Annotated in this window: 13 protein-coding genes; 7 read left to right on the plus strand and 6 right to left on the minus strand. The window is 72.7% G+C overall.

What is annotated here, in order from left to right:
- Positions 1-58: 58 nt before the first annotated feature.
- Positions 59-550 carry an NUDIX hydrolase gene (locus FLX07_RS10550; RefSeq protein ID WP_208762152.1) on the minus strand — a complete coding sequence of 164 codons (492 nt, stop codon included), beginning with the start codon at positions 548-550 and terminating at the stop codon, positions 59-61.
- Positions 551-838: 288 nt separating this feature from the next.
- Between FLX07_RS10550 and FLX07_RS10555 the strand changes: the two genes are divergently transcribed.
- Positions 839-1,612: a hypothetical protein gene (locus FLX07_RS10555; protein WP_208762153.1), complete on the plus strand. Its 774-nt coding sequence runs from the start codon at positions 839-841 to the stop codon at positions 1,610-1,612.
- 120 nt (positions 1,613-1,732) lie between these two features.
- On the opposite strand, the gene FLX07_RS10560 is transcribed toward FLX07_RS10555, so the two are convergent.
- Positions 1,733-3,802, minus strand: a complete 2,070-nt coding sequence (locus tag FLX07_RS10560) for an ATP-dependent DNA helicase (protein WP_142570077.1) — start codon at positions 3,800-3,802, stop codon at positions 1,733-1,735.
- Between the two features lie 225 nt (positions 3,803-4,027).
- Here FLX07_RS10560 and FLX07_RS10565 point away from each other — a divergent pair, with 225 nt between their 5' ends.
- Both FLX07_RS10565 and FLX07_RS10570 read left to right on the plus strand, forming a co-directional pair.
- Positions 4,028-5,290: a hypothetical protein gene (locus tag FLX07_RS10565; protein WP_142570079.1), complete on the plus strand. Its 1,263-nt coding sequence runs from the start codon at positions 4,028-4,030 to the stop codon at positions 5,288-5,290.
- 85 nt (positions 5,291-5,375) lie between these two features.
- Positions 5,376-6,965, plus strand: a complete 1,590-nt coding sequence (locus FLX07_RS10570) for a Na+/H+ antiporter (protein ID WP_142570081.1) — start codon at positions 5,376-5,378, stop codon at positions 6,963-6,965.
- Positions 6,966-6,994: 29 nt separating this feature from the next.
- Here the strand turns inward: FLX07_RS10570 and FLX07_RS10575 are convergent, their stop codons facing one another.
- Entirely contained in the window at positions 6,995-7,255 is a 261-nt protein-coding gene (locus FLX07_RS10575; RefSeq protein WP_142570083.1) for a ubiquitin carboxyl-terminal hydrolase 14, read from the minus strand.
- Positions 7,256-7,426: 171 nt separating this feature from the next.
- Between FLX07_RS10575 and FLX07_RS10580 the strand changes: the two genes are divergently transcribed.
- The 4 genes from FLX07_RS10580 to FLX07_RS10595 all read left to right on the plus strand — a co-directional run bounded on the left by FLX07_RS10580 (position 7,427) and on the right by FLX07_RS10595 (position 9,536).
- Positions 7,427-8,143 carry a ferritin family protein gene (locus FLX07_RS10580; RefSeq protein WP_142570085.1) on the plus strand — a complete coding sequence of 239 codons (717 nt, stop codon included), beginning with the start codon at positions 7,427-7,429 and terminating at the stop codon, positions 8,141-8,143.
- A 200-nt stretch (positions 8,144-8,343) separates the two neighbouring features.
- Positions 8,344-8,709: a hypothetical protein gene (locus tag FLX07_RS10585; protein WP_142570087.1), complete on the plus strand. Its 366-nt coding sequence runs from the start codon at positions 8,344-8,346 to the stop codon at positions 8,707-8,709.
- Between the two features lie 157 nt (positions 8,710-8,866).
- Positions 8,867-9,202, plus strand: coding sequence for a YidH family protein (locus tag FLX07_RS10590; protein WP_142570089.1), 336 nt, complete (start codon positions 8,867-8,869; stop codon positions 9,200-9,202).
- Positions 9,203-9,209: 7 nt separating this feature from the next.
- Positions 9,210-9,536 (plus strand): DUF202 domain-containing protein, encoded by a 327-nt coding sequence (locus tag FLX07_RS10595; RefSeq protein ID WP_229689667.1) that lies wholly within the window; start codon positions 9,210-9,212, stop codon positions 9,534-9,536.
- A gap of 115 nt (positions 9,537-9,651) precedes the next feature.
- On the opposite strand, the gene FLX07_RS10600 is transcribed toward FLX07_RS10595, so the two are convergent.
- The 3 genes from FLX07_RS10600 to FLX07_RS36960 form a co-directional block, all read right to left on the minus strand.
- Positions 9,652-10,563 carry a hypothetical protein gene (locus FLX07_RS10600; protein WP_142570090.1) on the minus strand — a complete coding sequence of 304 codons (912 nt, stop codon included), beginning with the start codon at positions 10,561-10,563 and terminating at the stop codon, positions 9,652-9,654.
- A complete protein-coding gene (locus FLX07_RS10605; RefSeq protein ID WP_142570092.1) occupies positions 10,563-11,126 on the minus strand; it encodes a hypothetical protein in 564 nt (187 codons plus the stop codon). Before FLX07_RS10605 ends, FLX07_RS10600 begins: the two co-directional genes overlap by 1 nt.
- A 170-nt stretch (positions 11,127-11,296) precedes the next feature.
- Positions 11,297-11,812 (minus strand): aggregation-promoting factor C-terminal-like domain-containing protein, encoded by a 516-nt coding sequence (locus tag FLX07_RS36960; RefSeq protein WP_208762154.1) that lies wholly within the window; start codon positions 11,810-11,812, stop codon positions 11,297-11,299.
- Positions 11,813-12,043: the final 231 nt, after the last annotated feature.

Raw genomic sequence — 12,043 nt, forward strand, 5'->3', positions numbered from 1 at the left:
CTGAACCGGCTCCTCCGTGCAGGCCCGCGCGGCGGTGACAGCCCGTCTTCGCCGACGACTACGCCGGCGTGCCAGGCTGCGCCGCGGCGCGGCGCAGGCTCCGTGATATCCAGGGCGGGCAGTCCGGATCGCCTTGGGCCTCCGCGGCGGTGAGCCAGAGGAATCCCTCCACCTCCTCCGCCGAGGCGGCCACGGGCTGGGCGTGGGGCGGCATCGTCGCCCGGAAGACCACGTTGACGACGGGGTCGCCGTCGTCGGTGACGAAGAACCCGCTCTCCACATAGGAGAGTGCGGTTCCCGTGATGTCGACCCCGATCTCCTCGGCGACCTCACGCCGTGCCGTCTCCTCAAGCACATCGAGCCCCGCGCCGTCGGGCTCGACCTTGCCGCCCACGCCGGCGAGCATGCCCGGTGCGTGCGCCTGCCGCCTGCCGCGCCGGATGAGCAGCCACCGGCCGTCTCGCTCCAGGAAGACCTCGACGTTCACGACGAAGGCCGGTCGGCCGCCCCGGGTGAGGCACTCCGACATGACAGGGGCGTCAGCGCTCATGCCCCGCACTTTACGTGTGATCGCTCGGGCCTCACGCCCTGCCCGAGCCGCGGACGGCGCCGTCCCGGCCCAACCACCAGCGCCGTCCCGGCCCAACACACCGGCGCCACCGGCAGCCCGAACACCGGCGGCCCGAACACCGGCAGCCCGGACGGCGCGGACACCGCCTCAGACCGGAGCAGGTCCCACCACGGTCCGATGCGCGACAGGCGGCCATCGCGCGAAGATCCTGTTCCACGGTCACTGGCGCGGGGGACGCCGATGCCGGATGCGAGCAAGGGAGTGACGATGGCGTGGAAACGATGGCCCGTGTGGCGGCGCGGACCGGTGTGGCGGCGTGCACCAGTGTGGCGGCGTGGACGGGTGTGGCTGCTCGTCGTGCTCGCGGCCCTGCCGATCGCGGCGGCCGCCGTCGTCGCGGTGGCTTTTCCTTCGGTCGCCGCCACGACCTGTCCCACCTGTTACGGGCTGGAGCGCCTGGCCCCGGGCGTCTACGCGGAGTCGGGGCTGCCGCCGGACCGGAGGCGGCAGGTGGTCTCCACCGTGGAGGAGGCGGAGCGGCGCGTCCGCGACTTCTACGGCGGCAGGCAGGCCTCTCCCCGGATCCTCGCCTGCCTCGGCGACCGCTGTTACCGCCGGATCGGCGGTGGAGGGGAACGGGGCGTCGCGGTGCTGAACCGCGCGGTGATGCTGTCGCCCGACGGCGTGGATCCGGTCATCGCCTCCCACGAGATGTCGCACGTCGAACTGCACGCCCGCCTGGTCACGGATGACGCGGTGCCGCAGTGGTTCGACGAGGGCCTGGCCGTTCTCGTCTCCGGCGACCCGCGCTACCTCGCTCCGGAGACGGCGGCCGACCGTTGCCTGGTGAGCACGGACGCCACACTGCCGGTGACGCTGGACGCCTGGTTGCGCGCGGCCGGCGCGGACGCGCGCACCTACGCGGAGGCGGCGTGCCGGGTGAGCCGATGGGTCACCGCGAGCGGCGGGTCGCACGCCGTGCTCGACCTCGTACGGCGCCTGAACGCGGGGGAGGCATTCGGCGCGGTCACGAAGATGTGAGCTCCGCCCTCCCCGGCCTGAGCTCTGCCTTGTTGGCCTGGCTCCGTCTCCCCGGCCTGAGCCCTGCCCTCTTGGCCTGGCTCCGTCTCCCTGGCCGAGCTCCGCCCGCGCCCGCCCGGCTCAGGAGCCGGCGGTGAGGCGGCGCAGGGCGTCGCGGACCTTCGCGGGGTCGGTGGTGCGCCAGAAGGGCGGCAGCGAGTTGAGCAGGAACCCGCTGTAACGGGCGGTGGCGAGCCTCGGATCGAGAACGGCGACGACGCCCCGGTCGTCCATCGATCGCAGCAGCCGGCCCGCGCCCTGCGCCAGCAGCAGCGCGGCGTGGGTGGCCGCCACCGCCATGAAGCCGTTACCCCCCGTGGCCGCCACGTGCCGCTGCCGGGCCGAGGCGAGCGGGTCGTCGGGGCGTGGGAACGGGACCCTGTCGATGATCACCAGGGTCAGCGACGGGCCCGGCACGTCGACGCCCTGCCACAGCGACAGCGTGCCGAACAGGCAGGTGGCGGGGTCGGCCGCGAACTGCTTGACGAGCTGCGAGGTCGAGTCGTCGCCCTGGCAGAGCAGCGGCACGTCGAGCCGCTCCCGCAGCGCCTCCGTGGCGGCCTTCGCGGCCCGCATGGAGGAGAACAGGCCGAGCGTCCGGCCGCCGGCCGCCTCGATGAGCTCGGCGATCTCGTCGACGTACGCCTCGGGGAGGCCGTCACGGCCGGGCTGGGGGAGATGCGTGGCGACATAGAGGATGCCCCGGCGCGGATGATCGAACGGCGAGCCGACGTCGAGGCCGGTCCACTCCCCGGCGCGCAGGCCCCACTGGCGGGACAGGCTGTCGAACGAGCCGCCGAGTGCGAGCGTGGCGCTGGTGAGGACCACGGTGCGGTCGCCGAACAGCTTGTCGCGCAGCATGCCGCCGACCGACAGCGGCGCCACCCGCAGGCTGGGAGGAACGCGCCCGCGCCCCTCCTCCAGCCAGACGACCTCCGCCCGGTGGACCTCCTCGGACCGGGCGCCCTCCGGGCCGCCGTTCGCGCCACGCTCCGAATCCCGCGAGTCCCCGGTGTCCTCCGCGTCGTCTCCGGTCTCGTCGCGACCGGCCGCCGGGCCGAAGGCGTCGAGCATCCGCTGGGCGGTGTCGTGCACGTCGTCCAGCGCGGTGAAGGCGGCCTTGCGCAGCCCGGCGTTCTCCGGGTCGTCCTTGTCCTTGTTGCGCGGTCCGAGGGCCGTGATGCAGGCGAAGGCGGCGTCGCGCACCAGCGCGAGCGTCATCCCGAGCGACCCCGGCAGCGTGTCGACGCGGCCGGGCGGGGCGACGGCCAGCAGGGAGCGCAGGTCCTCACCCGCCTCCTGGAGCCGGTCGGCGATGCCCTGTTCGACCAGCCGCCCGGCGCGGCGCGCGGCGAGGCTCACCGTGCTGTCCGACAGCTCTCCGGTGACCACCGACGTCACGCGGTCGACCAGCTCGTGCGCCTCGTCCACCACGACCACGTCGTGCTCGGGCAGGACCGCGAAGTCCTCCATGGCGTCGATCGCCAGCAGCGCGTGGTTGGTGACCACGACGTCGGCCTCGCCTGCGCGCTCCCGCGCGAGCTCGGCGAAGCAGTCGGCGCCGCTGGGGCACCGCTGGGCCCCCAGGCACTCCCGGGCCGTCACGGAGAACTGCCGCCAGGCCTGGTCGCTCACGCCGGGCACGATCTCGTCGCGGTCGCCGGTCTCGGTGTCGTTGGCCCAGTCCTGGATGCGCTGCACCATCCGCCCGGTGGCGCTGACCTCGCGCGGGTCGAAGAGCTGGTCGTCCTCGTCCTCGGGCATCCCGTCGGCCATCTTGTGGCGGCACAGGTAGTTGCGGCGGCCCTTCAGGATCGCGAACTCGGGCCGGTGCGGCAGCAGGCTCTCCAGCGTGTCGGCCAGCCGGGGCAGGTCACGGTCGACCAGCTGGCGTTGCAGCGCGATCGTGGCGGTGGACACCACCACGGCCTTGCCCTTCTCGGCCGCGTACCTGATCGCGGGCACGAGGTAGGCCAGCGACTTGCCGGTGCCGGTGCCGGCCTGCACCGCGAGGTGCTCCTCGCTCTCGACGGCGTCGCGCACCGCCTGCGCCATCTTGACCTGCCCGGGCCGCTCGACGCCGCCCAGTGCGGTCACCGCGGCGGTGAGGAGTTCTTCGACGGGCGGAAGCTCGGAACGGTCCTTGGGCACGGAAGAACGCTACCCGGTGTCACCGACATCCTGTGCGTGTCCGCCCCACCACATCCTGGCGTTCCAGGAACTCCCTCCCAGCACGCGTGGCACACTGAGATGTCAGTGCTCTCATGGTCAACGGCGATCTACCCAGTGAGGTCGAAAAGGGACGAAACGGAAGTTTCGCGAGGGTTCCCGAGATCGAGTGGACGGAAAAGGGCAGGTAAAGGCACTATGTCTGCCATGTCGGAAGTTGTCCCACTGCCATCGTTCGGCGAGGTGTTCTTCGACGCGCGAGGTCAGGATCGTGTGCTCAGGGTCACGTGGCACGACGGCACGCTGGTGCTGAGCCTGTGGCGGGGCGAGATGTGCACGGCCAGTTTCCGCATGCCCATGAACGACGTGGGACGGCTGATCGACACTCTCGACGAAGGTTTCGCGGAGGCGGGCGGCGAGGAACAGGACGCCGGGACGGGACCGTTCCCGCGGCAGGGAGCGGTGGGCCAGGACGGCTACGCCCCGCAGGAGGCGTACCCCGCGCACCCGCAGGACCCGGGGCAGGACGCCTACGCGACCCAGATCCACGACCCGTACGCCACGCAGGTCCACGATCCGTACGCGGCCGAATCCCCGGACGCGTACGCGGCACGGGCCCAGGACGCCTACGCCGTGCCCGACGGGTACGCCGGGCAGCCCGGTGACGGATACGCCGCGCAGGACCCCTACAGTGCGCCCCGGAACCCGTCCCAGATCCCGTACGGCCAGGCCCGGGACGGGTACGCCGCCGACGAGGGTCACGCCACCACGCCCGACGGCTACGGCCAGGCCCCGGACGGGTACGGCGGGGCCCACGACGGCTACGCGCAGGACGAGAGCGGATACGCGGCCCGGGACCGCCGCGGGCCGCACGACGCGGGGTTCCCCGAGCAGCCCGCCCCGTCCGGCTACAACTATGCGGACTATCCCGGCCCCGATTACCCGGGGACGGGGCAGTACGCCCGTCCGCCGGTGCCGCCGCCCGCCCCGGCACCCGAGGCCTACCCGGCGCCCGCCGCGCTCGGCCCCAACGACGTACTCGTCGCCCGGGGCACGCCCACCCAGGACCGCCTCGTCGCGTCCTCGGCCCAGACCGGCCCGCAGCCGGCCTACCCCCAGGGTCCGCGATCCCAGGCCCCGCAGCCCACGGCGGCGCAGCCTGCGGGGCAGCCGCCGGGGGCGGTCGACCCGAGCGACCCCCTCGGCCTCGGCGTGGCCCGGCCCTACGTCGACGAGCAGTACGCGAACGAGCAGTACGCGAGCGAACCGTACGCGAGTGATCCGTACGCGAGTGAAACGCTCTACACCACGGGCGAGCGCCTGCGGCCGGACCAGTGGCCGGCCGGTCAGGCCCCGGACCAGCAGGCCGAGCGCAGCCGGAGACGGCGCGGCGGGCAGCCCTCCGCGGACTCCCCGATCCCCTGGTCGGACGAGGACGGGGAGGGATGGGATACATCCCGGGGGTGGTGAGGGCCCTCGGCGTGGTGAGGCCCCCTCGGGGGTGGTGAGGGCCGCGGTCTTCGGGAGTTCCTGCTGTAAGTAACCTCGTCGTTTGATGGACACGTCAACGGCACTGCAGTTTCTCCTGCTTCCGGCCGGCGCCCTCGGCGTCGCCGCCCTGGCCCGATGGCGCGACTGGTCGGCCCCGCTGCTCCTGGTGGTGGCGGGCCTGGCCGTCTCCTACGTGCCCGGGGTCCCCGACTACAGACTCGACCCCCACATCGTGCTGGTGGTCTTCCTGCCGCCGATGCTCTACTCGGCGGCCTTGGACAGCTCATACCTGCGGCTGCGCGACGCCGCCAGATCCGTCGGCCTGCTGGCCGTCGGGCTCGTCCTGGTGACCACCCTGGTGGTCGGCTTCGTCGCGCACGCGATCATTCCCGAGCTCCCGCTCACGGCGGCCTTCGCGCTCGGCGCGATCGTGGCCCCTCCGGACGCCGTGTCGGCGGTCGCCGTCGGACGCAGGCTCGGCCTGCCGCGACGCGCGCTGACCATCCTCGTCGGGGAGAGCCTGTTCAACGACGCCACGGCGCTGACCGCCTATCGGGTCGCGATCGGAGCCGTGACCGGCGCCGCCGCCGACCTGCTCGACATCGGCGGGCAGTTCCTCCTGGCCGCCGGTCTCGGCGTGGCCATCGGCCTCGTCATCGCCTACCTCGCGGGGTTCGTGCTGCGACGGCTCGACGACGCGCTGATCGCCAACGGGGTCTCGGTGCTCGTGCCGTACGCCGCCTACCTCGCGGCCGAAGCCGTGCACGGCTCCGGCGTGATCGCCGTTGTGATCGTCGGCATCTACCTGGGCCACGAGCTCAGCCGGACGACGTACGGCACGCGGCTGCTGTCGGACGCGGTGTGGAAGGTCGCCGACCTGGTGCTGGAGTCGATCGTGTTCGCGCTGATCGGCCTGCAACTGCGCCCGATCATCGCCGGGCTGAACGGCCAGCGGCCCGCAGAGCTGGCGACGTACGCGGTCGTGCTGTTCCTGGTGGTCGTCCTCGTGCGGATCGCGTGGGTGCCGCCCAGCACCTACCTGCCGGCCATGCTGTCGAAGCGGGTACGCGCCCGGGAGCCCAAAACGCCGTCCTGGCAGAACGTGGTGCTGACGAGCTGGGCGGGCATGCGCGGGGTGGTGTCGCTGGCCGCGGCCTTCGCCCTGCCCGAGCACTTCCCCCAGCGCAACCTGCTGCTGTTCCTGACGTTCGCGATCGTCGTGGGCACGCTGATCGTCCACGGGCTCTCGTTCCCCTGGCTGATCAGGCGGCTGGGCGTCTCCACCGCCAGGGAGCGATACGGCGACGACCTCGCGGAGGCGGGCGCCCAGCAGGCCGCCGCGGCCGCGGCCCTGGCGCGGCTGGAGGAGCTCACCTCCGAGGGCGTGCTGGACGTCCACGAAGAGGTCGTCAACCAGTTGCGCACCCGCTCCCAGCGCCGGGCCCTGCACGCCTGGGAGCGCCTCGGCGGCGGCACCGGCCCCGCGGGCGAGGAGACGCCCGCCTCGCTCTACCGGCGGCTACGCCGCGAGATGCTCGCCGCGGAACGCGAGGTGTTCGTACGGCTGCGCGACGAGCGGCGTATCGACGACGAGGTCCTCCACCGGGTCATGCAGGAGCTCGACTTCGAGGAGGCGACGCTCGAACGCGGCTGAGCGGGCTCAGGGGACGGTCTGTGGACGGTCTATTGGCCCAGGCGCTGGTCGACGAAGCACCAGCGCCAGTCCTCTCCCGGCTCGAACGAGCGGATCACCGGGTGGCCGGTCTCCTTGTAGTGGGCGGTGGCGTGCTTGCCGGGAGAGGAGTCGCAGCAGCCGATGTGGCCGCACCCCTGGCATTTGCGGAGGTGCACCCATCGCATGCCGTGCTCCAGGCACTCCTGGCAGCCTTCGGGCGTGAGCGGCTCAGCGTCGGCCGCCACGAGCAGGTGTTCGCAGTTCCCCATGTCGCAGATGTTACGGCGCGAGCCGGGGTGCGCGCCGCGCCCCCGTGCCCTCGTGCCCCTGCCCCCGTGCTGCGTACCCGCGCCCCGGCCCCGTGCCCCTGCGCCGGGTACGCCGAACCTCCACAAACTCCCCCTCGGGATCTGCACACGGCTTCCGTAGGTTCGTGGGCCATGACGACGACGGTCGACACGGGCGACTTCACCGCCTGGTTACGCGACTTCGAGGGCGCGGCGCTGCTGCGGAGCACCTGGGGCGATCCCGACTGGAGCGCCGGAGCGCGGCTGGAGCCCGCCCTCGTACGGAGCCTCCAGCGGTTCCAGGTGGGGGAGGCCGGCGACGGCGCCCACCTCATGGACAAGGCCCGCCGGGCGGGCGACCCCGTGTACGCGGAGGCGGTCCGCCTGTTCGTGGCCGAGGAGCGCGAGCACGCCCGCCTGCTCGGCCGGCTCCTGGAGGCGGCGGGCGCGGCGACGATCTGCGGCCACTGGACCGACGCGGTCTTCGTCCGGCTGCGGCGGATCCTCGGACTGCGCACGGAGCTGATGGTCCTGATGCTCGCCGAGGTGGTCGCGCTCGGCTACTACCGGGCCGTGCGCGACGGCGTCCTGGACCTGCTCGCCGCGGAGGTCGCGGGCCGGATCCTCGCCGACGAGCTGCGCCATGTGCCCTTCCACCGTGACCGGCTGCGGTGGTCCTTCCGGAGGTCCTCCCGGTTGTCGCGGGGGATCGCCTCGGCCCTGTGGTGGGCGCTGCTGGCGGGCGTGCTGGCCGTGGTAGCCCTCGATCACGGCGACGCCCTGCACGGGGCCGGAGTGTCCAGGACCGCCTTGGCCCGCGAGGTCGCGGGGTATTTCCGCGGCGTAGTCGCCGAGGTGATGGCGAGGTGATGACGCGGTGACGATGCGTGACGACGCCGTGATTGGCGTGATGACGTATGACCGTGATGCAGGTCATCACGCTGCGGCATGACCGTGATGAGGGTCATGAGGCTGCGGCGGTGCCGGGGGAGGTGCGTGCGGAGGCCCCCGAAGGGCTCCCCGCTTTCGGTCCCGCGGCGAGCGGGCCGCGGTTGGGTAGGGTGATCGGCATGCGACTCCTCCCGTCCGCCGCCGCCTGCGCGGCCGCCGTCCTGCTCGCCTCCGGCTGCGCGAGCGCGGACAAGGCGCAGACGTGCGCCGAGGCGACGCGGCTCATCGGCCAGACCATCAGCGGGATCGGCAACGTTGTGGACGACCCCGCCGCCATGCGCAAGAAGATCGAGGACGGCGCCGCAGATCTGGAGGACATGGCGAACAAGGCCGCCGACACCACGCTCAGGGACGCCCTCCAGGGGCTCGCCGACAGCCTTCAGAAGCTCGACGTCAAGGACGCCAACGCGGCGGTGGACGCGGCGCAGAAGGTCGCCACCGACGGCGCGAACCACCTGCGCGAGGTCAGCCAGGCCTGCATCTGACCCTGGCGGCCGGCGCCGATTCGCCCGCTGCGCCGGCTCGGGCGTGGGCCGTGAGGGTGCCTGTCCCCTCCCGGCCGGGCCGAGTGCCGGCGTGACCGCCACGCTAAGGAGCAACCCGGCAAATCCATGGGAAAAGGGGCACAAATAGCGTTCTCCCGTGGAAGAGAACGAACCCGACCCTCGCTTCGTCCTCGCCAACGAGCGTACGTTCCTCACCTGGATCAGCACCTCCCTCGCGCTGAGCGCGGGCGGCATCGCCATCGCGGTCGTCCCCGGGGACGTCTTCGTGCCGTGGGTGCGTACGCTGCTCGCCGTCGTGCTCGTGCTGCTGTCCGCCGTGGCGGCCGGCTCGGCCTATCCCCGCTGGCGGCACATCGACCGGGCGCTCCGGCAGGACCGCGCGCTCCCGCCGCCGGCCCTGGCCCCCCTGTTCGGGTACGGCGTGGCCGGGGTGGCCGTCCTGGCCCTGCTCCTCATCCTCCTGGCACGATGAGCGGCGCGTGAGCCGCGAGACGAGGCCGGGCCTGCACAGTGAGCGGACCCGCATGGCCTGGGTCCGCACGGCCGTGACCATGGCGGGCTCGGGTGTCGGAGCGGCGGGGATCATGGTCCGCCACGACCTGCCCGGCCTCGCCGTCCCCTTCGCGGCGGCCGCGCTGGCCGGGGCGGTCCTGCTGCTGCGCACCGGGAGGCGGCACCGCGCCCCGGGGCGGATGCTCCGGCACGGGCGCCCGCTCGATCACCGGCTGGACGCCCGCATCGCCTGGGCGGGCGCGCTGGCCGTCGCCGCCGCGGCGCTGGTCGCGGTGCTCGCACTGGCCGCATGAACCCACCAGTCCGGCGGAGCCGGAAGGGACGTCGCTCCCGCGCGGCTCGCTCGCTCCTCCGCGCCGTCACGCGGAACGGCAGGTCGCCGAGGGGAGTCGCGGCCGGAAGGATCTTTCAGATCGCCGGCACGGCTTCCATCGTGTGCGGGCGGGCGCTGGTCTCCAGCCGGACGCCGCCGATGGCCGTCACCGCCGCCTTGTCCGCGTTCTTCCCCGCCCACGCCTCCGCCTGCCCGCGCAGGGTCCGATCGGGAGAAAGCAGAGTGTCCGCCATCATCGAGAAGAGACTCGTGCACGGCTTCGATCCGACGCCGAGATCGCAGCGGGCTTTCACGGACACCACCTTGTCCGGCCCGTCGTACCAGATGTAGACGGACATGTGGAGCCTGGTGGCGTCGCCGGGCCGGCAGATCATCCCCATCTTGGCGCCGGTCAGCGGGTCGGACGCCGTGGACCTCGTGCATCTCCAGGAATTGGCCGCCTGCAGCCAGTTCACCGCGACCATGTTGAGCGTCACCTTGGGCAGGTACCGCTGCTTTCCCATGGGGAACCTCCCAGGGAACGAGGGCGCGGGGGCGTCCGTCACCGGTTCGGTGGTCGCCAGGCCGGCGGCTGCGCCGACGAGCCCGCCAAGCGCCAGCGCCGCGATCAGCGTACCCGCCGTGACCAGCACGAATACCGCGGTTCCCGTCCGGCGGGGCCGAGGGCCGGCGCCGGAGGGGGCCGGAGTGGGAGCCCCGGTCCCGGGGGGCGCGTACGGGGGCGCCTGCGGGCCGGCATGCTGCTGAGCCGACTGCGCCCCGGGTGTGTGCGGCCAGGGCGAGGCCGCGGACGGATGACCGGTCGCAGGCCAGGGAGGCGGCGGCACGTTGAGGCCCTGCTGAGCGGGTGTTCCCGGAGGGGGCGGCACGCTGGGGCCGTGGGTGGCCGGTCCGGGAGGCGGCGGCGCCTGCACCGGCTGCCAGGTGGCGCCGTCCCACCAGAACCTGCCGTCGGGAGAGTACGGCCAGCCGGGTGGAGCCGCCATCAGTGTCTCCTCTTCATCGTGAGTTCGATGGATCGGGTGTTCGCGTTCCGCTCCACCGTGTACTCCCAATCGAGAACGTAGGTGATGTCCCCGTCGCCGGCGATCTGCTCGGCCAGCCAGCCGCCGACCTTCTTGACCGTCGAAGGATCGTCACGGTGGGGCAGCATCGCGAACCACGACATGTAGTCCAGTCCGGCCGCCGCCGTGGTGCTGTCCGGGTTGATGATCCTGGCCTCGACCTTGCTGATGTATTCGTAGAAGTCCGTCACGTTGCCGGCGCGGAAGAGGTCCGCCTCGAACCGCACTCTGCCGATTCTCAGCTCACAGGACCAGAACAGCCTCTTGTCGGCGCAGGTGTGCCCCTGGCCCTGCAGCGCCTCGACCACGGTGCCGATCGAGAGGCCGGGAACGCAGTCGTGGCCGCAGTATTTCGTGTCCTGCTCGCGATCGATGCGGGCGACGGCGTAAGCGCCGGCGCCCGCGATCAGGAAGACGACCAGGCCGACCGCCACGACCACCATCCGGCGAGACCCGCGGCCACTCCGCGTCAACTCCACAGTCACGAAGACGGAGTATGGCAACAAAGCCCCAAATCTGGGACAAATTCGCGAATATCGCCGAGCTGAGCCGAGCCTCGCGCCGCCGCGGGGCCGGCGGGCAGGGCGCCGAGCGGGGGCAAGCGGGCCGGTCGTGGAGGCGTCCGGCGGCAGGCCGCCGGACGCCTCCGCCCGGGTCAGTACCAGTTGTGGGACCGGAAGTGGCCCCAGGCGCCGCACGGCGATCCGTATCGGCCCTTGATGTATCGCAGCCCCCATCTGATCTGGGTCTGCGGGTTGAACCGCCAGTCGCCGGCGACGTAGCCCATCTTCCGTCCGGGCAGCGCCTGCGGGATGCCGTAGGCGCCCGAGCCCTGGTTGTAGGCCCGGTGGTCCCAGTTGCTCTCCCTGGTCCAGAGGCTGTCCAAGCACTGGAACTGCTGACCCGACCAGGTGTGGCGGGTGACGAGCCGGAAGGCGTAGGCCTTGCTGAGGGTCTTCGCCGGCGCCTGGCGGAACCGGGGCGGCCGCGCCGTCACCCGCGTCGTCCACACTCCGACGTGGGTGACGGGCCGCACGCTCTCCCCGGTCTGCTCCGCGGCAGCCCACTCGCCGGCCCATTCGCCGGCCCACGCCACTCCGCTTCCGCCACCGGCGACGGTGGCCGCGATGACGGCGGCGACTGTGTTGCGTAGAACGCTTCTGCTGTCCAAATCGGTCCTTGTCGTCGGGTCGCGTGCGGAAGGCGGGCGCGCATGGCGCCCGCCGCGCGGCCGCGCGCCCATGGCGTGGGCGCCGCCGTCCGCTCGGCCCGCACCGGATCACCACGAACTTCCGGCGGGCACCGCGACGGGTCCTCACGCGGATTGAAATACGGCCGCCCGCCTGCCCGGCGGCATTCGCGGCACGATGCGGACGGTTCTTTGCCGATCCACCCCCAACGC

The organism is Microbispora bryophytorum, assembly GCF_006874465.1.
In the GTDB taxonomy this organism is placed as follows: Bacteria; Actinomycetota; Actinomycetes; order Streptosporangiales; family Streptosporangiaceae; genus Microbispora; species Microbispora bryophytorum.